This window comes from Parabacteroides merdae ATCC 43184, assembly GCF_025151215.1.
GTDB lineage: Bacteria > Bacteroidota > Bacteroidia > Bacteroidales > Tannerellaceae > Parabacteroides > Parabacteroides merdae.
On record NZ_CP102286.1, the window covers coordinates 1,288,013 to 1,308,797 of the forward strand.

The 20,785-nt window shown below is 45.8% G+C and carries 19 protein-coding genes and 1 tRNA gene; 10 read left to right on the plus strand and 10 right to left on the minus strand.

Annotation, left to right across the window (positions count from 1 at the left end; all coding sequences use genetic code 11):
• Positions 1-357 precede the first annotated feature (357 nt).
• Both gyrA and NQ542_RS05230 read left to right on the plus strand, forming a co-directional pair.
• A complete protein-coding gene (gene gyrA, locus NQ542_RS05225; protein WP_005637931.1) occupies positions 358-2,967 on the plus strand; it encodes a DNA gyrase subunit A in 2,610 nt (869 codons plus the stop codon).
• Between the two features lie 41 nt (positions 2,968-3,008).
• Positions 3,009-4,235: a tetratricopeptide repeat protein gene (locus tag NQ542_RS05230; RefSeq protein WP_005637933.1), complete on the plus strand. Its 1,227-nt coding sequence runs from the start codon at positions 3,009-3,011 to the stop codon at positions 4,233-4,235.
• 184 nt (positions 4,236-4,419) lie between these two features.
• Here NQ542_RS05230 and NQ542_RS05235 read toward each other — a convergent pair whose 3' ends face one another.
• A complete protein-coding gene (locus NQ542_RS05235) occupies positions 4,420-5,049 on the minus strand; it encodes a recombinase family protein (RefSeq protein WP_005637936.1) in 630 nt (209 codons plus the stop codon).
• Between the two features lie 215 nt (positions 5,050-5,264).
• On the opposite strand from NQ542_RS05235, the gene NQ542_RS05240 reads away from it, so the two are divergent.
• The 3 genes from NQ542_RS05240 to NQ542_RS05250 all read left to right on the plus strand — a co-directional run bounded on the left by NQ542_RS05240 (position 5,265) and on the right by NQ542_RS05250 (position 8,535).
• Positions 5,265-5,339 (plus strand) — tRNA-Pro (locus NQ542_RS05240).
• 362 nt (positions 5,340-5,701) lie between these two features.
• Positions 5,702-7,126 carry a 23S rRNA (uracil(1939)-C(5))-methyltransferase RlmD gene (gene rlmD / locus NQ542_RS05245; protein WP_005637939.1) on the plus strand — a complete coding sequence of 475 codons (1,425 nt, stop codon included), beginning with the start codon at positions 5,702-5,704 and terminating at the stop codon, positions 7,124-7,126.
• Between the two features lie 14 nt (positions 7,127-7,140).
• Complete coding sequence (locus NQ542_RS05250) at positions 7,141-8,535, plus strand: MltF family protein (protein WP_005637941.1); 1,395 nt, start codon at positions 7,141-7,143, stop codon at positions 8,533-8,535.
• Between the two features lie 99 nt (positions 8,536-8,634).
• On the opposite strand, the gene NQ542_RS05255 is transcribed toward NQ542_RS05250, so the two are convergent.
• Genes NQ542_RS05255 through NQ542_RS05280 form a run of 6 tightly spaced genes read right to left on the minus strand, consistent with a single transcriptional unit; the run spans position 8,635 to position 12,388 of the window.
• Positions 8,635-9,162, minus strand: coding sequence for an ATP-binding protein (locus NQ542_RS05255; RefSeq protein ID WP_005637943.1), 528 nt, complete (start codon positions 9,160-9,162; stop codon positions 8,635-8,637).
• Positions 9,159-9,899 carry a PHP domain-containing protein gene (locus NQ542_RS05260; RefSeq protein WP_005637945.1) on the minus strand — a complete coding sequence of 247 codons (741 nt, stop codon included), beginning with the start codon at positions 9,897-9,899 and terminating at the stop codon, positions 9,159-9,161. The genes NQ542_RS05255 and NQ542_RS05260 overlap by 4 nt, the downstream gene beginning before the upstream one ends.
• Positions 9,896-10,234 (minus strand): DRTGG domain-containing protein, encoded by a 339-nt coding sequence (locus NQ542_RS05265; RefSeq protein ID WP_005637947.1) that lies wholly within the window; start codon positions 10,232-10,234, stop codon positions 9,896-9,898. Before NQ542_RS05265 ends, NQ542_RS05260 begins: the two co-directional genes overlap by 4 nt.
• Positions 10,221-11,597: a [Fe-Fe] hydrogenase large subunit C-terminal domain-containing protein gene (locus NQ542_RS05270; RefSeq protein WP_005637949.1), complete on the minus strand. Its 1,377-nt coding sequence runs from the start codon at positions 11,595-11,597 to the stop codon at positions 10,221-10,223. The genes NQ542_RS05265 and NQ542_RS05270 overlap by 14 nt, the downstream gene beginning before the upstream one ends.
• Before the next feature lie 2 nt (positions 11,598-11,599).
• Positions 11,600-12,025: an ATP-binding protein gene (locus tag NQ542_RS05275; protein ID WP_005637951.1), complete on the minus strand. Its 426-nt coding sequence runs from the start codon at positions 12,023-12,025 to the stop codon at positions 11,600-11,602.
• An 18-nt stretch (positions 12,026-12,043) separates the two neighbouring features.
• Positions 12,044-12,388 (minus strand): DRTGG domain-containing protein, encoded by a 345-nt coding sequence (locus NQ542_RS05280; RefSeq protein ID WP_005637954.1) that lies wholly within the window; start codon positions 12,386-12,388, stop codon positions 12,044-12,046.
• A gap of 96 nt (positions 12,389-12,484) precedes the next feature.
• Between NQ542_RS05280 and coaW the strand changes: the two genes are divergently transcribed.
• Positions 12,485-13,327 carry a type II pantothenate kinase gene (gene coaW, locus NQ542_RS05285; RefSeq protein ID WP_005637957.1) on the plus strand — a complete coding sequence of 281 codons (843 nt, stop codon included), beginning with the start codon at positions 12,485-12,487 and terminating at the stop codon, positions 13,325-13,327.
• A 174-nt stretch (positions 13,328-13,501) separates the two neighbouring features.
• Here coaW and NQ542_RS05290 read toward each other — a convergent pair whose 3' ends face one another.
• Complete coding sequence (locus tag NQ542_RS05290) at positions 13,502-13,933, minus strand: DUF6078 family protein (protein WP_005637959.1); 432 nt, start codon at positions 13,931-13,933, stop codon at positions 13,502-13,504.
• A 195-nt stretch (positions 13,934-14,128) separates the two neighbouring features.
• On the opposite strand from NQ542_RS05290, the gene NQ542_RS05295 reads away from it, so the two are divergent.
• The 4 genes from NQ542_RS05295 (at position 14,129) to NQ542_RS05310 (ending at position 17,802) form a co-directional block, all read left to right on the plus strand.
• The gene (locus tag NQ542_RS05295; protein ID WP_005637961.1) at positions 14,129-15,505 is read left to right on the plus strand and encodes an aminopeptidase P family protein; all 1,377 of its coding nucleotides are present in this window, start codon (positions 14,129-14,131) and stop codon (positions 15,503-15,505) included.
• Positions 15,506-15,743: 238 nt separating this feature from the next.
• Positions 15,744-16,970 (plus strand): phosphoserine phosphatase SerB, encoded by a 1,227-nt coding sequence (gene serB / locus NQ542_RS05300; RefSeq protein ID WP_005637964.1) that lies wholly within the window; start codon positions 15,744-15,746, stop codon positions 16,968-16,970.
• 40 nt (positions 16,971-17,010) lie between these two features.
• Entirely contained in the window at positions 17,011-17,313 is a 303-nt protein-coding gene (locus NQ542_RS05305; protein ID WP_005637967.1) for a Dabb family protein, read from the plus strand.
• 15 nt (positions 17,314-17,328) lie between these two features.
• Positions 17,329-17,802, plus strand: a complete 474-nt coding sequence (locus NQ542_RS05310; protein WP_005637969.1) for a C-GCAxxG-C-C family protein — start codon at positions 17,329-17,331, stop codon at positions 17,800-17,802.
• Between the two features lie 4 nt (positions 17,803-17,806).
• Here the strand turns inward: NQ542_RS05310 and NQ542_RS05315 are convergent, their stop codons facing one another.
• Both NQ542_RS05315 and NQ542_RS05320 read right to left on the minus strand, forming a co-directional pair.
• Positions 17,807-18,511 (minus strand): MgtC/SapB family protein, encoded by a 705-nt coding sequence (locus tag NQ542_RS05315; protein WP_005637970.1) that lies wholly within the window; start codon positions 18,509-18,511, stop codon positions 17,807-17,809.
• 42 nt (positions 18,512-18,553) lie between these two features.
• On the minus strand, positions 18,554-20,713 hold the full coding sequence (locus NQ542_RS05320) for an alpha-galactosidase (RefSeq protein WP_005637973.1): 2,160 nt from the start codon (positions 20,711-20,713) through the stop codon (positions 18,554-18,556).
• Positions 20,714-20,785: the final 72 nt, after the last annotated feature.

Below are 20,785 nucleotides of genomic sequence, written 5' to 3' on the forward strand. Positions count from 1 at the left end.
TACTATGATAGTGCAAATGTAATAAACTCTCGTCATATATCTAACAAAATCCATGCCATTATTCCTTAAAAGAAAATAAAGTATTGAAGGCAGGCTTGTCATATATTACAAAAAACAGCTTTATCTTGTTATAAAGAAACATTAAAAAATATTACCCGTAAGTGTAATTCCAAATACATGTACTACTAATCCCATTTTCATAGGGTGGCAGTTTCATTTTGATGGTTTGAAACCGGATGCCTTCTGACAAGTAAATTCTAAAATTTCGAGTCAAAAGCTTTCGTGATACACGGAAAAGCCTTACCTTAGTGCACTTTTTGAAAGGTGAGATATTGAGTGTAATTAATATAAGACTAAATGGTTGATCAAGACAGAATTATTAAGATTAACATCGAGGAGGAAATGAAATCGGCATACATTGACTATTCAATGTCTGTCATTGTTTCACGTGCCCTTCCGGATGTTAGGGATGGTTTTAAACCGGTTCATCGTCGTATTTTGTTTGGAATGAATGAATTGGGTAATACATCCGACAAACCTTATAAAAAATCTGCGAGAATTGTTGGTGAAGTTTTAGGTAAATACCATCCACACGGTGACTCGTCTGTTTATTTCGCAATGGTTCGTATGGCACAGACATGGTCTATGCGCTATACGTTGGTGGATGGACAAGGAAACTTTGGCTCGGTGGACGGTGACAGTCCTGCTGCCATGCGTTATACAGAAGCAAGATTAAGTAAACTTGCCGAAGAAATGCTTCGCGATATCGACAAAGATACGGTTGATTTCCAGCTGAATTTCGATGATACACTGAAAGAGCCGACCGTATTGCCGACTCGTATTCCGAATTTGCTGGTAAATGGAGCATCTGGTATCGCCGTTGGTATGGCGACAAATATGCCAACACACAACCTTAGCGAGGTGCTGGACGGCTGTATGGCCTACATTGATACTCGTGGGGAAATGGAAGTAGCTGATTTGATGCAATATATCAAAGCTCCTGATTTCCCGACAGGTGCGACTATCTACGGATATGCTGGTGTAAAAGACGCCTTTGAAACAGGTAAGGGACGTATTGTTTTGCGCGGTAAAGCAGAAATCGAGACGGAAAATAATCATGAGAAGATTATCATTTCGGAAATCCCTTATGGTGTAAATAAAGCCGAACTGATCAAGTATATTGCCGATTTAGTGAATGAAAAGCGCATAGACGGCATATCGAATGTAAATGACGAGTCGGACCGCCAAGGCATGAGAATCGTCGTGGATGTAAAAAGGGATGCAAATTCGAGTGTTGTGCTCAACAAGCTATATAAGATGACGGCATTGCAGTCTTCCTTCAGCGTCAATAATATCGCGTTGGTGAATGGGCGTCCCAAACTGCTCAATCTGAAAGATTTGATCAAAGCGTTTGTCGACCATAGACATGAAGTTGTGATTCGCCGTACGAAATACGATTTGAAGAAAGCCGAAGAACGTGCCCATATCTTAGAAGGTCTGATTATTGCTTCCGATAATATTGATGAAGTCATTGCAATCATCAAATCATCTAAAAGCCCTGCTGAAGCTATCGAACGTTTGATGGAACGTTTCTCCCTGTCGGATATACAGTCTCGTGCCATTGTAGAAATGAGACTTCGCCAGTTAACTGGCCTGGAACAGGATAAACTTCGTGCAGAGTATGAAGAAATCGAAAAATTAATCGCATATTTGAAGGAAATTCTAGAAAATGACGATCTTTGTATGAAAGTCATCAAAGACGAGTTGCAGGAAATCAAGGACAAGTACGGAGATGAACGTAAAACAGATATCGTTTATGCCTCCGAAGAACTCAATCCTGAAGACTTCTATGCAGATGATGAGATGATCATTACCATCTCCCACATGGGATACATCAAGCGTACGCCGCTTAGTGAATTCCGTGCTCAGGGACGCGGCGGAGTAGGGGCCAAAGGTTCTGAAACGCGTGACGAAGATTTTGTAGAATATATCTATCCGGCTTCCATGCATGCTACCTTGCTGATCTTTACGGCAAAAGGAAAATGTTATTGGTTGAAAGTGTTCGAAATTCCGGAAGGAGCGAAGAACTCAAAGGGTAGAGCGATCCAGAACTTGTTGAACATCGAACCGGATGACAAGGTCAACGCTTTCATTCGCGTAAAGAAGCTGACGACAGACACCGAGTTTATTAATTCGCACTATCTGTTGTTCTGTACAAAGAAAGGTGTGATCAAGAAGACGTTACTGGAAGCATATTCTCGTCCTCGTCAGAATGGTGTAAATGCCATCACATTACGTGAAGACGACGGTCTGATCGAAGTTTGTATGACAAATGGCAATAATGAAGTTCTGATTGCAAACCGTAACGGACGTGCTATCCGTTTCCATGAAAATGCAGTGCGCGTTATGGGCCGTACAGCATCCGGTGTAAGAGGTATGACACTTGATGACGATTCTAACGACGAAGTTGTAGGAATGGTTTGCATTAAGGACAAAGAAAAAGAAACTGTACTGGTTGTGTCCGAACAAGGTTACGGCAAACGTTCTAATATCGAAGATTATCGTATTACGAATCGCGGAGGTAAGGGTGTCAAAACCATCAACATTACGGAAAAGACCGGTAAACTGGTTGCCATCAAGAATGTTACGGAGGAAAACGATATTATGATCATTAATAAATCCGGTATCACAATCCGTATGAAGGTATCCGATCTGAATGTCATCGGACGTGCAACACAAGGGGTACGCCTGATTAATTTAGGAAAACGTAATGACGAAATCGCCTCTGTATGCAAAGTGCTGTCACAGACCGAAGAAGAGATCGCTGAAGAAAAAGCACAGCGTGAAGCTTTAGAAGATGCGGCAATTCATGAACATCCAATAGAGAATACCGATTTCGAAGATGTTTCTGATGATGTCGAAAGCAATGAAAATGCGGACGATACAGAAGGAACAACTGAGGAATAATTTAAACAAATAGAAATATTAATCTCAAATCACTATCACAAATGAAACGAGTATTATTGACAGTTGCACTATGTGTTGCAGCATCTGCCTCTTTCGCACAGAAAAAAGTTGTGAACGAGGCACAGAGTATTGCGAAAGGAAGTAACGCAGATTTCGGAGAAGCCAGAACCTTGATCAAAGGAGCGTTGGAAAATCCGGAAACTAAAGACGATGCTAAAACTTGGTATGTAGCAGGTTTTATCGAAGATCAGCAGTTCAATGCTGAAAGAGCTAAACAAATTCTGGGACAGCAACCCAACGAGCCGGTTATGTACGAAGCTTTGTATGGTATTTTACCTTATTTCCAGAAAGCCTACGAACTGGATCAGTTGCCTAATGAAAAAGGTAAAGTGAAACCTAAATACACAAAAGATATCAAAAGTATCTTGAGCGCAAACCATGTATATCTGTTCAATGGTGGTGCATATTATTTCGATAAACAAGAGTATAAAAAAGCATACGATTTCTTCAACCAATATGTAGAAATATCCGAACTGCCAATGTTCGCAGGGACTCAGACTGCGGAAAAAGACTCTACATTCATGACAGTTCAGTTCTATGCAGCAGCAGCAGCTTCTTTAGCTAAAGATTCCAGATTGGCTATTGCCGCTTTGGAACGTGCTAAAAATACTCCTTATCGTCAATATGATGTTTATCAGTATCTTTGCTACGAATACGGAGAGGCAAGAACTGCTCAGGATTCTGTTATGTTGGAAAAAACATTCGAAGAAGGCATGCAGGTTTTTCCAGATTCGGCATTCTTCTTGAATAACTTGATCAATACATACATCTATTCCAATAGAAATGAAAAAGCATTGGAAATGTTGAATGTTGCAATCCAGAAAAATCCAAATGATGCAAACCTTTACAATGTAATGGGACGTGTTTATGAAACCGGATTAAAAGATTATGCCAATGCTGAAAAGAATTTCCAGATTGCTTTAGAAAAAGATCCGAATTTGACAGATGCGCTTTCTAACATTGGTCGTATCTATTACAATCAAGGAGTGAACAAATTAAGCGAAGCCAATATGATTAATGATAGTAAGAAATACCAGGAGGAATTAAGCATGGCAAAAGATTTGTTCAAAAAAGCTCTTCCTTATTATAAAAAAGCTCATGAAGCTGAACCTGAAAAAATGGACAACATGATCGCTTTGAGAGGTATCTATTACAATCTGAACATGGGGCCGGAATTAGAAGCTATTGAAGCAGAAATGAATAAATAATAGATCGGATAAGATTTATTTGATAAAAGAAAATATATCATATAATGAACCCCGAAAGTTAGACAAAAAACTTTCGGGGTTTTTATTATGTCTGCGCAAAAAAGAAATTCAACAATCTTATTAAACATAATCGTAATTATCTTTAATTATCTTTAAGTATATCTAAAAATCCCGCTTTTTATATTTATTCGGTATCGTTTTTCTTTTTCCTTCTTGAAGGTAAGTTCGGTATATTTTCCCGAATGAAGCGCTTGAAACCGCTTAAAGAAACCTTATAATAATCGGCTAATTCGGCATATGTTGCATTTTCTTCTTTCAATTCTCTTTCGATCTGGCTTTTCTGGGAAAGGAGAAATTCGGTTTTGGGGCTTCCCAAAGGACGTCCTAATTTTGTTCCTTTGTTTTTACTGGCTGTCAATGCTTCTTTCGTACGGGCAGAAATAAGTTTGCTTTCAATCTCAGAAACAAGCCCAAATGTAAATGCCAACGTCTTGCTGTTCACGTTATCTTCAAATGAATAACCTTCCTTGATACAGTAAAGTGCCACTTTCTTTTCAATACACAACAAAATCAAATGCATTATCTCCATTAGTTTCCTGCTGAGTCGAGTGACATCGGCGACGATAAGAATATCGCCTTCTTGTAAATTTTTTATTACGTCTTCGAGTCGGTTTTTCTCTTTGGAAGAATTTTTAGCATCTTTCAACCATTTGTCAATCTCAATTTTTTTTGCTTTTGCAAATTGTTCGATTGCGTTTTTCTGGCTCTCTGTTTGTTGTTTATTTGAATATGTACGTATATAAGCGATTGTCATATTTTTTATTATTTAAATTTTGTTTTATCATTTGATATATAACAGATTGGTTTGCAATATGTTCATTCTAAAAGTTGATAAAGGGGGTATACATGTTGTAATGATCTCCTAAACTGATGCGAATGTACGTAAATAAAAAAAACAATGAAATATTTGGTAGTTAAAAAAAAATACCTACCTTTGCATCGCAATCAAAAATAAAAGAAATTGCAAAACGGGGTGTAGCGCAGTCCGGTTAGCGCACCTGCTTTGGGAGCAGGGGGTCCCAGGTTCGAATCCTGGTACCCCGACATAAATAAGAGGTCGTAATTAGCTGATCAAAGTCATAACGAGTTGATACATATATTGTATCAACTCGTTATGACTTTTGAATCTTTCTCATATACTCTTATCGGGCAAGACGTGAAGCTCCGGAAGAAGTCTTCTGATCTCTTTTTCTTGCCTTTATTCTTGAGAGCGAGTAATAAGGCTTCAAGTACCTGAGACATCATTGTCCAGATACTATTTTCATCTTGGGCCGTATAGATATTTCCATCGGACAGCCGGGAAAAGGCCGGACAACCATGCGGATAGTCAAAATCTTTTACACAGAAGTATTTTACGATATATTTTTATATCTATCTTTGCGCCATAAATTAAAAAATTAATCATCTTGGCAAGAAATAAGAAGCAGTTGCCTTTATTAGAAAAGGTAACAATAACAGATGTAGCCGCAGAAGGAAAGGCTATCGCACGCGTGAATGACATGGTCGTATTCGTACCTTTTGTTGCGCCCGGAGATGTTATAGACATACAATTGACACGCAAGAAACATAGTTATGCGGAGGGAAAAGCTGTATTTTTCCATGAATATTCCTCCCTGCGTGCCATTCCGTTCTGTGAACATTTCGGCGTATGCGGTGGCTGTAAATGGCAACATCTACCCTATGAGGAACAGATTCGCTACAAACACAAGCAGGTGATCGACAACCTGACCCGGATCGGTAAGATCGAAATGGAAGAAATACTCCCGATCAAGGGTTCCAAACATACGACTTTCTATCGTAACAAACTTGAATTTACATTCTCTAACAAGAAATGGTTGACGGAAGAGGAAGTGAAAACCGAGGCCAAGTTCGATTGCATGGATGCTGTAGGCTTTCATATTCCGGGAATGTTCGACAAGGTGCTCGACATTCACAAATGCTGGTTGCAGAACGACATATCGAACCGCATCCGTTTGGCAGTCAAAGAATACTGCCTGACACACGAAGGCTATCCGTTCTTCGACCTTCGCAATCAGGAAGGATTTGTGCGTACGTTGATGATCCGTACGGCTTCAACGGGCGATCTGATGGTAGTGCTGGTATTTTTCTATGAAGATGTGGAACGCCGCGAAGCGCTTCTCTCCTATGTGGCTGAACAGTTCCCGGAGATCACTTCGCTGATGTATGTCATCAACGAAAAATGCAACGATACGATTACCGACCAGGACGTCCTTGTGTTCCGCGGAAAAGACCATATCATCGAGGATATGGAAGGACTTCAGTTCAAAGTAGGGCCGAAATCGTTCTACCAGACCAACAGTGAACAGGCTTACGAACTCTATAAAGTTGCCCGCGAATTTGCCGGACTGACCGGAAACGAGATGGTTTATGACCTGTACACCGGAACCGGCACGATCGCCAACTTCGTCTCCCGCCAGGCAAAGAAAGTGATCGGTATCGAATATGTGCCCGAAGCGATCGAAGATGCCAAAGTGAACTCCTCGCTGAATAAGATCGAGAATACACTGTTCTACGCCGGCGACATGAAGGATATCCTGACACAGGATTTCATCAACCAACACGGCCGTCCGGATGTTATTATCACAGACCCGCCTCGTGCCGGTATGCATGACGATGTGATCAACACGATTCTTTTTGCGGAACCGGAACGTATCGTTTACGTGAGCTGTAACCCCGCGACACAGGCACGCGACCTGAGCCTGCTCTCGGTGAAGTATGCCGTTAAGAAGGTACAGCCGGTAGATATGTTCCCACATACGCATCATGTGGAAAATGTCGTCCTCCTGGAGAAATTAAAAGTTAAGAATTAAAAGCTTAGAAAATAATGAACAAGATCATCCTCCTGTTTTCATTTGCTTTGTTGTTGTCCGGTTGTAATCGTGCGAGGCAGGAACAAGGACAGGAGGATGACGATGTAACAATTGACCTGCCTCAACTGAAAGCGCAAGGCGAAATAACGGCCGTCACGCTATATAGCTCGACTTCCTATTTTCAGTATAAGATGCAGCCGATGGGTTACGAATACGAACTGATCAAGGATTTCGCCCGTTCGGAAGGTCTTAAACTGAATATTAAAGTTGCCGAAAGTCCTGCCAAACTGATCGAAATGTTGGAAGCGGGAGAAGCCGATGTCGTCGCCTACCCGATTCAGATCAGCAACCGCATGAAAGAGAAACTCATCTATTGCGGACGGGAAGAGCAAGATTGCCAGGTGCTGATCCAACGTGCCAACAAAGGCGACAAGGTGATCACCGACGTGACGGAGCTGCTCGGAAAAGATGTCTATGTAAAGCCGGGAACCAAATATTTCGAACGGTTGAAGAACCTCGATGTCGAATTAGGAGGCGGTATCCGGATTCATGAAGCGGATGCCGACACAGTGACAACGGAGGATCTGATCGGCATGGTTTCGCAAGGAGAAATCCCTTACACCATAAGCGACGAGAATATAGCCCGCCTGAACAAAACTTATTTCTGGAACCTGAACGTTTCGCTGAAGATCAGTTTTATGCAACGCTCCTCATGGGTCGTACGCAAAAGCAGCCCCGAACTGGCTAAGGCCATCGACGCGTGGGCATCCGACAAGGCGGGAACGCATGTCTACAAGGCTTTGACGAAACGCTATTTCGAACTGAGCAAACAACCCGTCACGACCGAACTGCCGGAAGTCAAAAACGGACATGTATCGCCCTACGACGAGCTGTTCCGCAAACATGCCAAAAACATCGGCTGGGACTGGCAGCTACTTGCTTCTATCGGCTACCAGGAATCCCGTTTCAATCCGAACGTCGTCTCATGGGCCGGCGCAGAAGGGCTGATGGGAATCATGCCGAACACGGCAAAGGCTTTAGGGGTAACGCCTCACGAACTGAAAAATCCGGACACGGGAATCCGTACGGGTGTGGATTGCCTGCGCCGTTTCCGTCAGGGATTTGGAAAAATAACGGACCCAGTCGAAAAGATCAAGTTCACCTTAGCGGCTTACAATGCCGGGATCGGGCATATCTACGATGCCCAACGACTGGCAGAGAAATACGGCAAAGACCCATACGTCTGGGATGATAATGTGGCCGAATATATCCGGATGAAGAACGATCCGGAGTACTACAATGATCCGGTCTGCAAACACGGCTACCTGCGTGGTTCGGAAACCTTCAATTATGTGCGCGAGGTGATGGAGCGTTACAATTATTATCTTCATAAAACAGGAAAGAAATAAAGAGGTGCGTATTGCTTATAACCAATGGTACCCCAATAGCCCCCATTCCTTCCAAGCAATGGTACCCTATTGTTTATAACCAATCGGACCATCTTATTTTCAAGACCGGATATTTTCTTTTATCATCTCCTTAATAAGCAACATCACCTTCGGATAGCTCAGTGGGACGCCGTCCAGAATCTCTTTTATTTCATTCGTGCTGATTGAATATCCGGTTTCTCCCGAACGGTATTCAAAGCAAACGTTTATTTCCGGATTGCCGGTGATCAACAAGGCGACTGTACCCGGAAGATCTCCCCAAGGCGGGCAATCGATATGATCCGAATGAAAGACAGCCCTCACTTCCGTTCCCTTTCCCGGCTCGGATGTCAGGGTGACACTGCCGCCGGTCTGCTCCGCATTCTGGATCAGGAAGGGAAGGCCGAGTCCGACTTTGCGAGTCGTGCGGGTGGTGTAGAACGGGTTCGTGACACGCCGGGCGGTTTCCGCATCCATCCCTGAGCCGTTGTCCGTGATGCGGATGACGATGCGGGTATCCTGCTCTTCTACGGACAGCCCTATCTCCGAAGCATTCGCCCGGATACTGTTTGCGGTGATATCGGTGATATGAAAAGATAGATTATTCATGCTGTTACAATCGTATGACCGTTTTCCTTCCGGAAAGCCATTGCTAAATGTTCAAAATCAAGCACATCTGCCCTTAACAGGGAATATTTCGTGCCGATCTGTCCGGGATCATGCGCATCAGAAGCGCTATAGATCGTGTAATGCTTCAAATAAGCATGTGCCGCCAACAGCCTTTCATAGCGGGCAGCATCCTTGAACTCGATTGCATCCAGCGGCAACGAAGGATCTATAAACCCCAACTGGCTGATCAGGCTGAACGAAGGACGTTCGACATGGGCCGCAATGAACAACCCGCCCAGACGATGCACCACTGCGGCAATCTGTTCCACACTCCGGTCGAGGGCCGAGATAAGCAGATAAGGGGCTTCCCCCACGATCTCGTTCCGGGCGTTCACCCAGACCTGGTCGCCGAATCGTTCAGGGTCGTTCGGGACAGGCGGCAGATAGTCATCCAGATACATCTGGAAAGCGGCACGGGTCCGGTCATCTGCAAAAAGTGCCACGCAGTGCGCCTCTTCGCGTGTCGTCACCTCCGCACCGGCAAAGACCATGAGTCCCCGCTCCTCCCCTAAAGCCTGGATTTCGGGACATTGCAGCGTGCTGTTATGATCCGTCACAGCAATGGCATCCAACCCCCGTTCGAGGGCCGTTTCCACAATCCGCTGCGGGCTCATCTCCAAGCTTCCGCAAGGCGAAAGACAGGTGTGCAGGTGCAAATCTACCCGGTACTCCTTCATGCCTGTTGCAAAAGGCTGTATATTTTTCCCGTTACTTCGAATGCGGAAAGCGGCGTTCCGAGCAAAGGCACGTCTTCCTCTTTTCCTTTCTCAAGCGTCTCCTCGTCCGGCGAAGCCCCGTTCACGATCAGGACGGCAGCCGCATCTTTCAGGGTGGCGACCGCCACGATGTTCTGGTGTGTCTGCATCGTGACCCACAACATTCCTTCGTCTATATGTCCCATTACGTCACTCAACAAGTCGCTGGTGTAGCCGCCGGAAATCTCCGCGTCCAGTCCTGCCTCTCCGCAAAAAACGGTTAAGTTCAATTCTTTCACTAAATCACTGACCTTCATATTTGGCTCCTTTCTTATAACAATCTTTATTCAACCGGTCTTTCCCCCACGTCTTTTCGATCAGGCGGAAAGCATGTTCCTTGTCCAGCTTCCCGTGCTTCTCCATATTGCGCTGCATGAAGACGCAATCGCTGAACTGCGCCTCATGGCGGACAATGTCTTCCGCCAACGCCTGGCAGTTGGGCGAACCACAGGCCCCGCAATCGATGCCGGGCAGGTAGCACATCAACTTGCGCACCTGCTCCATCTTTTTCAGGACTTCTTCGATATTTCCTTCGTATCGCAACTTCGGGTTGGGTTGAAGCGGACGAATGGTGATGTGTTGTTTCAGATAGGACAACGCCTCCAACCGGTCGGAATAGATCAGCGGGGCTTTGTCGCGTTTCATCGAACGCTTCATCACCCGCTCGGCTGTCAGGAAACGGTTGGCGACTGCCAGCACGCCACCGGCACAACTCCGGTCGCAGGCACGCAGTTCGAGGAAGTCCACATTGCGGACTTCGGTGGTCGACTCCATCCGTTCCAAGAATTCGATGACATTGTGTATCTCGTCTATCGCCAGGCAGCGGCCGGAGAAATGTTTGGTTTCGCCTCCCGTCTGGCTCCAACGCATCTCCTTCTTGGTCAGGGAGGGCGGAAGGACGCATTCGGGCGTGTAGTTCTTCGGACGGTTTTTCAGGATATGATATACCTTATTATATAGGGTATCCATATTGATCACGCCTTTGATCGTGGACGAATATCCCTCCGCACCTTTCAGGGAGGCGATCTTCGCCGCACAGGGCGTCACATAAAAAATACCGATTTCTTCGGACGAGAAACCATCTTCTTCCAATACCTTATGATAGTAAGTGGCTGTCGCATTGACCGGCGGCTTCACCAACAAGATATTATCGACCAGGGCCGGGAAGCGCACCTGTATCAGCCGGACGATAGCCGGGCAAAACGAACTGATGACAGGTTTATCCTCCGCCAGCTCCATCTGCCTGAGCATCTCGCGATGGATCATGTCTGCCGTAAACTCGACCTGGAACACATGCGTAAACCCCAGTTCGTACAGCGCACTGAAAATATCTTCCTCCGTCGTATATTTGGAGAACTGCCCGATAAAGACCGTCGGAACCAGCACGACACGGGCCTTGTAGTCGAATATCTTCTGGAAGTCGTCCTGCTCCACATAGATGGCTTCCGTCGGGCAGGCTTTCAGACATTCGCCGCAGTCCACACACCAACCTTTACGGATGGAGGCTTTCCCCTCGCGGATACGAATCGCACCGGTCGGGCACTTCGTCATGCAGTGGGTACAGCCGACACAACGGTCATTGTCTATTTTCAATGCGTGGTAAAACTTTGTCTCTTCCATGGCTATCTGTCGTTTGCGGAGAAGTAGGTCAGCATACGGACAACCGTGCCCTCTCCTACTTTGCTCTCGATCGTTAATTCATCTACATTCTTCTTCATATTGGGCAACCCCATGCCTGCACCGAACCCCATCTCGCGGACGGCTGCCGATGCGGTGGAGAAACCTTCCTGCATGGCCTGTCCGATATCGGGAATGCCGGGACCTTCGTCTTGCAACAGAAGGCTGATCCTGTCGACTTCGATATCGGCCAGAACCGTCCCCCGCCAGGCGTGTGCCACAACGTTGACTTCGGCTTCATAAAGAGCGACGACCACCCGCTTGATGATGCGCGGATCGACGGACAGTTGCTTCAACACCTTCTTTATCTGGCTCGAAGCATAGCCGGCTTTTGAGAAGTTGCCTCCTTCCAGTTCAAATCTGAATTGCATATCTTCACCTCCTTTTGCTTAATAGATCGGCGGAAGGCCGTTACAATAAAGTTCACCGACTGTATGGTACATCGAGTGGTCCGTTTCCATCAGGATCATCTCGTTTTCTGCCGCCAGTTGTAAAATATCGGGAGTCGCTTTCTTTCCCCTGACGAACAGGATGCAGGAAACATCCGCCATCTCTGCCGTCCGGATCGTCTGCATGTTGCACAGACCCGTGACGAGGAGCACGCCGTTGCAATCCAATGTCAGGACATCGCTCATCAGGTCGCTGGCGAAGGCGCACTGCACTTCATGGTCTTCCCGGCCGTTACCACACACGACTGTCGCGCCGGTAAGTGCCATTATCTGCCGTATCTTCATTATTATATAAAGGTTATATTTGCCGGGACAATGTAAGAAATAGTTATAACTTTGCAAGCGAAAAGATACGGAAAGTTATAACTAAATCATGAAAATATGGGCGTAGTAATAGGTATTGACGTAGGTGGAAGCACAACCAAGATTATCGGAGTGGAAAACAAGAGCATCCAGTCGCCGATGTTCGTCAAGGCGACCGATCCGGTCACCTCGCTCTTCGGAGCTTTCGGCAAGTATATCTATGACAACGGGATCACCTTGCCGGAGATCGAGATGGTGATGCTGACGGGTGTGGGAAGCGCTTTCATCGACCAACCGCTATACGGCTTGCCGACAGCCAAGACCGATGAATTTCTGGCCAACGGCCTCGGAGCCAAATATACCGCTTCGCTGGAAAACCTGATTGTCGTAAGCATGGGGACGGGAACTTCTTTCGTAAAGGTTGAAGGACCGCATATCCAGCATATCGGCGGCATCGGCATCGGAGGCGGAACCTTGCTCGGACTCTCCCGCCTGCTCCTGAAAACGCAGGACATCCATCTGATCGCTGAAATGGCCCGGAAAGGGACCCTGACGAATATCGACCTCCAGATACAGGACATCTGCAACAGGCCCCTGCCCGACCTGCCGTTGGACGCCACCGCCTCCAACTTCGGAAAGGCGGACGGCAACGCCTCTCCCGAAGACATTGCTTCCGGGATTATCCACATGGTCTTGCAATCGATCGGCCAGGCTGCCATCCTGTCGGCTCTCAACAGCCCGATCCGCAATTTCGTCCTGATCGGCAACCTGACGCAACTGCCCCAGTGCAAGGAAATCTTCCCTAAGCTGGAAGAAATGTATGGCGTCCGTTTCCTGATCCCCAAATATTCGGAATACAGGACAGCCATAGGCGCCGCCCTCACCTATATGGACGGGGCACCGATTCATCCGATCAAATAAAGCGGTAAAAAGATTATCAGTTAACTGTCAGCTCATTGCATTTACATGTCATTTACCTGTCGATGTAAAAGTATTTACGCTGCCATGTAAAAACATTTACATCGGCAGGTAACAACATTTACATCGGCATGTAACGTCTTTTACCTGGGCATGTAAAAGACAGCAGATGCCCGGTCACCAGTCGTATTCCTCCACATATCCGTCAAAGTATTCGTCCAACCGCACGCCTAACTTCCTGGCAAGCGCAACCACCTGCTGCTGCTCGGCCGGTGACAGCAACGTTTCTCCTTTCCGCTTCTGATAATATCTCCTGACTCCCCAACTACCGATCAGACGATACCTGAACGTACCCGACACACTGACCGCCAAGGCTCCGACCGTACACAGGAACCCTTTGGCATAACGCACTTTCTCGTTGGAACGGTAATACTTGCACTTCCCCGCCATCGCTTCTATCGCTTTCAGATGCAATGTCGGAGGAAAAACAACATTTGCCGGAATACGGTCGTATGCGATCCGCCTGAGACAAGTGTCGCCGCGAGGACAGTCTGCCGCACATAAACCGTAATTAGAAGGAATTTTAGAATAAGATGTGTCTTTCATCATAGTTCTTGTATTTTAATGATTACATAGCAAAGGTACGATAATTCGTTCCCGCCGCAAGCCGGCAGGCGGAAATCGGTGAAACTTTCCAAAGGCTGACAAAAAGATACGAGTAACGACAAAAATAATAGGATACGAATAGGTTAGGATTCCAATTTATGCTTACCTTTGGTTGCATTAAATTAAATTTATAATATCATGTTCGCAAAAGAAACTTATATCGCCCGCAGGGCTAAATTAAAACAGACGATAGGTTCCGGCCTGCTGTTATTTTTGGGTAACGATGAGTCAGGCATGAACTATGCCGATAACACATACCATTTCCGCCAGGATTCCACTTTTCTGTATTTCTTCGGGCTTCCCTACGCCGGGCTGTCCGCCATCATCGATATAGACAACAACCGCGAGATCATTTTCGGCGACGAACTGACGATCGACGCAATCGTCTGGATGGGAACACAGCCGACGCTGAAGGAAAAGAGCGAAGCAGCCGGTATCACCGAAGTACGTCCGTTCAAGGAAATCGAAACCTATCTGAAGAACGCGCAGCAGAAAGGCCAGCCGATTCATTACCTGCCGACTTACCGCGCCGAACACCAGATCAAGCTGTTCCAGTGGTTAGGCGTCGTTCCGGGAGCCGAAAAACCTTCCGTACCTTTTATTATGGGCGTTGTCAACCAGCGTAACTATAAGAGCGAAGAAGAAATTGCCGAAATAGAAAAGGCTTGTATCGTGACAGCCGACATGCATCTGGCCGCCATGCGCACCGTTCGTCCGGGCATCCGCGAAAGCGAAGTGGCCGCCGCCGTTGCCGAAGTTGCTTATGCCAACAATTACGAACTCTCTTTCCCGATCATCGCGACGATCAATGGGCAGACGTTGCACAACCATGATCATAGCAATTTGATCAAGAGTGGCGATATGCTTCTGCTCGATGCCGGCGCCGAAACGGAGATGGGATATGCCGGCGATATGTCGTCAACGATTCCTGCCGATGCCAAATTCACCACTCGCCAACGTGAGATCTATGATATCCAGGTGGCTGCCCACGAAGCAGCTGTTGCAGCTTTGCGTCCGGGTATCCCGTTTGTCGATGTATATGAATTGTCCTGCAAAGTGATCATGGAAGGCCTGAAAGAGTTGGGCTTCGTGAAAGGCGATCCGATGGAAGCAGTCAGAGCCGGTGCTCATGCCATGTTCATGCCTTGTGGCCTGGGACACATGATGGGACTGGACGTTCACGATATGGAAAACTTAGGCGAAGTCTACGTCGGATATGACGGTCAGCCGAAGAGCACGGAGTTCGGACGCAAGTCTCTCCGCCTCGGACGTAAGTTGGAACCGGGCTTTGTCCTGACTATCGAGCCGGGCGTTTACTTTATCCCCGAACTGATGGATCTCTGGAGAAGCCAGAACAAGTTCACCGAATTTATCAATTACGACAAGCTGTTCACATATAAAGATTTCAGCGGTATCCGCAACGAAGAGGACTATTTGATCACCGAAAACGGCGCCCGCCTGTTAGGTAAAAAGATCCCCGTCCGTGCTGAAGAGGTCGAAGCGATAAGAAAATAAAAACAAAACAGAAATGACGAGAGTGCCCCTGTTGTATTAACGGGATACATCCTCGTCATTTCTGCCTGATTTTTTACAACTTTTATCCCTTGATCTGCCTATTCGTGCAGGATCAGGACAAGCGCACCGAAGGCATGAGGGACGATTGTTCCATATCTCTGATAAAACGGTATTATTTTAAGAAAACACTTTTTACTTAAAATAATTATTCGTTCCTTCGCCTCACAATTACAATCGTATGGGACAAAAAGACGAAATAATACTGATAAACATAAATGGTACGGATCGTCCGGGGGTGACCGCCGCCCTTACCGAGATACTGGCCAAGAACAACGCGGTTATCCTGGACATCGGTCAAGCTGATATCCACAACAACCTCTCTTTAGGCATCTTATTTCAAAGTAGCGAAGGCAATTCGGGGGATATTCTGAAAGAGTTACTCTTCAAAAGTTATGAGCTTGATGTAAATATCCGTTTCAACCCGATCACCGAGGAAGCTTATAACCAATGGGTTTCCATGCAAGGCAAGAACCGATATATAATAACGATTCTAGGCCGGAAACTGACTGCCCGACAAATCGCAGGTGTTACACGCATTGTTGCCGACCAGGACATGAACATCGACGACATTAAGCGTTTGACGGGACGTATCCCTTTGGACGAGAATGCCCGGACGCCGAAAGCCAGTGTAGAATTCTCCGTGCGCGGTACGCCGAGGGACAAGGAACAGATGAAGGCCGATTTCATGAAACTCTCTGCCGAGCAGGAGATGGATATATCTTTTCAGGAAGAAAGCATGTATCGACGCATGCGTCGCCTGATCTGCTTCGATATGGATTCGACATTGATTGAAACGGAAGTAATCGACGAACTGGCTATCCGAGCCGGTGTCGGTGATCAAGTGAAAGCCATTACCGAAGCGGCCATGCGGGGAGAAATCGACTTCTGCGAAAGTTTCCGTCAACGTTGTGCCTTGTTGAAAGGCTTGGATGTCTCCGTTATGCAGGAAATAGCCGAGAACCTGCCGATTACCGAAGGGGTGGACCGTCTGATGCGTATATTGAAAAAGGTAGGCTTCAAGATTGCGATCCTTTCCGGAGGATTTACTTATTTTGGCAACTATCTGAAACAGAAATACAACATTGACTACGTCTACGCCAACGAGCTTGAAGTGGAAAATGGAAAGCTGACCGGACGTCATGTCGGCGACATTGTGGACGGGAAACGCAAAGCGGAACTGCTCCGTCTTATTGCACAAGTCGAGAATGTGGATATCCGCCAGACGGTCGCTGTCGGAGACGGAGCCAACGACTTGCCGATGATCAGTATTGCCGGTCTTGGAATCGCTTTCCATGCCAAACCAAAAGTAAAGGCTACGGCCAAACAGTCCATTTCAACGATCGGGCTTGACGGTATCCTGTATTTCTTGGGCTATAAAGATTCCTATCTGGATGAAAAAATGTGACATTGATTTATTATATAGATAAATAATCATAAATAGTAAAATGATCAGACACATCGTAATGTTTAAATTGAAGGAGTTTGCAACTCCGGCCGACAAGCAGGCTAAAATGCAGGAAATCAAAACAGGATTAGAAGCATTGATCGACAAAATCAACGTCTTGCGCATGATCCGCGTAGATTTTAACGTGAATCCGGCAGAGACATGGGATATCATCCTTACTACGGAGCTGGATACACTTGAGGATGTCGGAACGTATGCCAACCATCCCGAACATGTAGCCGTATCCAAAGGCATCATCGGTCCCGTCAAGGCAGACAGAGCTTGCGTCGATTATGAATATTAACAAGCGAAGAGTATCATGAAAGACTTTGATCTTGAAGAACGAGTAAACCGTGCAGTTCAGAATTTCGAAGCAGGTTATAATTGTGCACAATCTGTCTTTCTGGCTTACTCGGATATCTTTGAATTGGATATGGAGACAGCCAAGAAAATGTCTGTCTCTTTTGGAGGAGGTGTAGGTCGTATGCGCGAAATCTGCGGAACAGTCAGCGCAATGGCTATGTTAGCGGGATTCAAATATCCGGTTCAGGACATTTCCGATCAGGAAGCCCGCACCAGGAATTATGCAATGGTACAGAAAATGGCTGACATGTTCAAGGAAAAAAACGGGACAATCATCTGCCGCAACCTTTTGCCTCCTGAAGACGCAGCAGCTACGACACCGGCACCGGCCGCCCGTACGCAAGAATATTATAAGAAGCGCCCCTGCGGAAGATTCGTTGGAGATTCGGCTCGCATTGCAGGAAGAATGCTGAAAGGAGAATTGGATTGATGGCTTATGCCATCAATCTGATTTGTGTAACAATACCTAAACTCCGTATTTCATTGAATAAGTTCGTATAGGAAGAGATCGCCTTTACATTCACTTTGTATGTGATAACAGATCGATCCTCTTTATAAAACGTCTCGAAAGAGACACTTACGATAAAAACGCCTTTACTTTCCAATATCTTCCGGACAGCCTTCAAATCGGGGGTCGCCGTAGAACAGGTGATAGCCAGGATCTTATTGACACCATTCAAGAACATTCTTTTCTCCAAACGTTCCAGACTGACCAGAATGAAAAGTGTTATGACAGTTGCAATAGCAGCCGGAATATACATTCCGGCTCCCACTGCCAAACCTATTACCGCCATTACCCAGATACAGGCTGCTGTCGTCAGCCCATGAACACTTCCGTGACTTTGGATAATTGCTCCCGCTCCAAGAAAACCGATACCCGAAAGCACTTGTGCCGCAATACGTCCCGGATCGCCATTCAAGAAGTTAGGATAACATTGCGGAATCCAGATAGAGACCAGCATAGCGGCAGTCGAACCCATACAAATCAATGTAAAGGTACGCATTCCCGCCTCCCGTCTTCTGAACTGGCGCTCTATCCCGATGACAGCTCCCAAGAGAAAACTGATCAACAACTTTACAGTTGCCGTATAAGGGGTAATAACCGTGTTTTGTAATATGTCGTTTATCTGTTCTAACATACTTATTGCTTTAGTAACACACAAATATAGCAATTTGTTTGATTACTTGACCTCTGTAATTTCAATCACATGACTATTTGTCGGCCGACTTGAAAACACAGGAATGCCTACATTCATCAGAAACTCTCCGGAGAACGTTTTACCGTTGCAGGCCAATCTGGATTGCGTACCCGGAACCAAATTGATTTCTTTCAATTCGTAACGGGCATCCTCCTTCAAGCCCTGTAAACGAAGGGGTTGTATCGACTCTGCGTATCTCGGATGGATATCGAAGGCAAACAGAACAGCTTTGTCTGCATTGTCGTTGGCATACATAACAGCAGCATGCTGGCTTTCATAAGGCGACTGCAAACGGTATTGGTCACCGTCCAAAATAACATCATCCAAACGTTTGAAGTTAGCCACCGCCTCTTTACAGTATTGCTGGTCTGTCTGGCTCATTTCGTGAATACGGATGTCGAAACCTAACTTACACATACTAGCTACGTCTGTGCGGAACTTAACCGGCTGTTTACCCCAACTCGTTACGTGGGCAGCCATACTTTTAGCGGGAAAGAAGTAAGAATAACCCCATTGGATAAAAATACGCTCTACGGCATCCGTATTATCGCTCGGCCAAAACTCGGTGAAATATTTCAACGCTTCATAGTCACAACGTCCACCACCACCGGAACACAGCATCATCGGCAGATTCGGATATTTCTGTTTGATCCGTTCCAGCACATTATAAAGACCGCGTACATACTCAATGTATAAATGGGACTGCTGATCTTTCAGATACGGAGAGTAGATATTCGTTATCGGGCTGTTGCAATCCCACTTGAAATAGGCGATACCCGGATATTTCGTCATCAGATTGTCTACCACACCATATACATAATCCTGGACTTTCGGATTAGTCAAATCCAAAACCATCTGATTTCTAAAGTAATACTCGTCACGATTCGGCAAATGAATCACCCAGTCCTTATGTTTCTCATACAACTCGCTTTTCGGATTTACCATTTCCGGTTCGATCCACAAACCGAACTTAATGCCTCTGTCCGTCGCTTCCTTCACCAACTTTCCGATACCGTTAGGCAGCTTGGTAACGGTTTCTTCCCAGTCTCCCAATCCCTGATGGTCACTGCTGCGGGGATACTTATTGGCAAACCAGCCATCGTCAAGCAAGAACATATCAACTCCTAATGCAACAGCTTCATCCATAATATTGACCAACTTGTCTTCATTAAAGTCAAAATAGGTCGCTTCCCAGTTGTTCAGCAATGTCATACGGGATTTCTCACCGTCCTTCAACTGATATTTGCGTGCCCAACGCTGGAAATCGCGGCTGGCTTTCCCCTTACCTTCCGTGCTGTAAGTGAAAATGAACTCCGGTGTGCGGAACACTTCATTCGGTTTCAACGAGTACTCCGATGCATACGGGTTGATACCGGAAAGTACGCGCAAGCCATTTTCATTATCCACTTCAAACGTAAAACGGTAATTTCCTGTCCATCCGATAGTTCCGAATAATACATCTCCGGCATTCTCTTCCGCTTTCCTGTCCAGAGCAAGCAAAAAAAATGGAGAACAAAACATGTTGGCACGACTCCCCAACTTGGTATCCAACATCTTTTTACCGAAAGCCAGCTCGGTTTCCTTCATATTGACTTCATGTGCCCAGTCTCCTGCAAATTCGGTCAGAAAATACTTGCTGCCGTTCAGATGCAACAAAGAGGAAGCATAGTTATAAAGGGTGACAGGCTTCTTCTCCTGATGCGAGATCTCCGCATATTCCTTGATGATGTTTTCCTTCGGATAAGCGATGAAATGCAACTTCACTTCGACCGGATATTTATCATCTTTCAAAAGAATTACCGTCTCGTCAACTCCCGGCTGAAGCTGTTTGTTTTCATGGGAGATATATTTCAGGAGCAGTGACGGGTTACCGTCATTATGCAAAACACGGATAGCCGGCTCGAAATAATCTTCCATGCCATGTGTCAGATAGGCTTCATTACCGAGAGGTAATTGTACGATATCCGAATCGAATGACAGTTTTTGTCCCAGATAAGATTGATACAGGCGGCCATTTTTATCATCAACCTTATAAATAAGGCTAATGTCATCGGTTGTAATTGGAATTACAGTTTTTCCATTTGCACTCAGCGTCGCTGATATCGCTATTAGACATAGCAAAAAAAGATGTCTGATCTTCATGTTTTTCTTCTATAATTTATTAATTTAGATATTACAAATTCAAGGTTTATTTTATATACGAACAAAGATATT

Excerpts from the sequence above, each read along its gene's own strand:
- serB (WP_005637964.1), top strand. The coding sequence starts at position 15,744 with ATGGGACAAAAAGACGAAATAATACTGATAAACATAAATGGTACGGAT.
- NQ542_RS05315 (WP_005637970.1), bottom strand. The coding sequence starts at position 18,511 with ATGTTAGAACAGATAAACGACATATTACAAAACACGGTTATTACCCCT.
- NQ542_RS05250 (WP_005637941.1), top strand. The coding sequence starts at position 7,141 with ATGAACAAGATCATCCTCCTGTTTTCATTTGCTTTGTTGTTGTCCGGT.
- NQ542_RS05230 (WP_005637933.1), top strand. The coding sequence starts at position 3,009 with ATGAAACGAGTATTATTGACAGTTGCACTATGTGTTGCAGCATCTGCC.
- gyrA (WP_005637931.1), top strand. The coding sequence starts at position 358 with ATGGTTGATCAAGACAGAATTATTAAGATTAACATCGAGGAGGAAATG.
- NQ542_RS05310 (WP_005637969.1), top strand. The coding sequence starts at position 17,329 with ATGAAAGACTTTGATCTTGAAGAACGAGTAAACCGTGCAGTTCAGAAT.
- NQ542_RS05290 (WP_005637959.1), bottom strand. The coding sequence starts at position 13,933 with ATGATGAAAGACACATCTTATTCTAAAATTCCTTCTAATTACGGTTTA.
- NQ542_RS05255 (WP_005637943.1), bottom strand. The coding sequence starts at position 9,162 with ATGAATAATCTATCTTTTCATATCACCGATATCACCGCAAACAGTATC.
- NQ542_RS05265 (WP_005637947.1), bottom strand. The coding sequence starts at position 10,234 with ATGAAGGTCAGTGATTTAGTGAAAGAATTGAACTTAACCGTTTTTTGC.
- NQ542_RS05235 (WP_005637936.1), bottom strand. The coding sequence starts at position 5,049 with ATGACAATCGCTTATATACGTACATATTCAAATAAACAACAAACAGAG.
- NQ542_RS05260 (WP_005637945.1), bottom strand. The coding sequence starts at position 9,899 with ATGAAGGAGTACCGGGTAGATTTGCACCTGCACACCTGTCTTTCGCCT.
- NQ542_RS05270 (WP_005637949.1), bottom strand. The coding sequence starts at position 11,597 with ATGGAAGAGACAAAGTTTTACCACGCATTGAAAATAGACAATGACCGT.
- NQ542_RS05305 (WP_005637967.1), top strand. The coding sequence starts at position 17,011 with ATGATCAGACACATCGTAATGTTTAAATTGAAGGAGTTTGCAACTCCG.
- NQ542_RS05275 (WP_005637951.1), bottom strand. The coding sequence starts at position 12,025 with ATGCAATTCAGATTTGAACTGGAAGGAGGCAACTTCTCAAAAGCCGGC.
- NQ542_RS05280 (WP_005637954.1), bottom strand. The coding sequence starts at position 12,388 with ATGAAGATACGGCAGATAATGGCACTTACCGGCGCGACAGTCGTGTGT.
- NQ542_RS05320 (WP_005637973.1), bottom strand. The coding sequence starts at position 20,713 with ATGAAGATCAGACATCTTTTTTTGCTATGTCTAATAGCGATATCAGCG.
- coaW (WP_005637957.1), top strand. The coding sequence starts at position 12,485 with ATGGGCGTAGTAATAGGTATTGACGTAGGTGGAAGCACAACCAAGATT.
- NQ542_RS05295 (WP_005637961.1), top strand. The coding sequence starts at position 14,129 with ATGTTCGCAAAAGAAACTTATATCGCCCGCAGGGCTAAATTAAAACAG.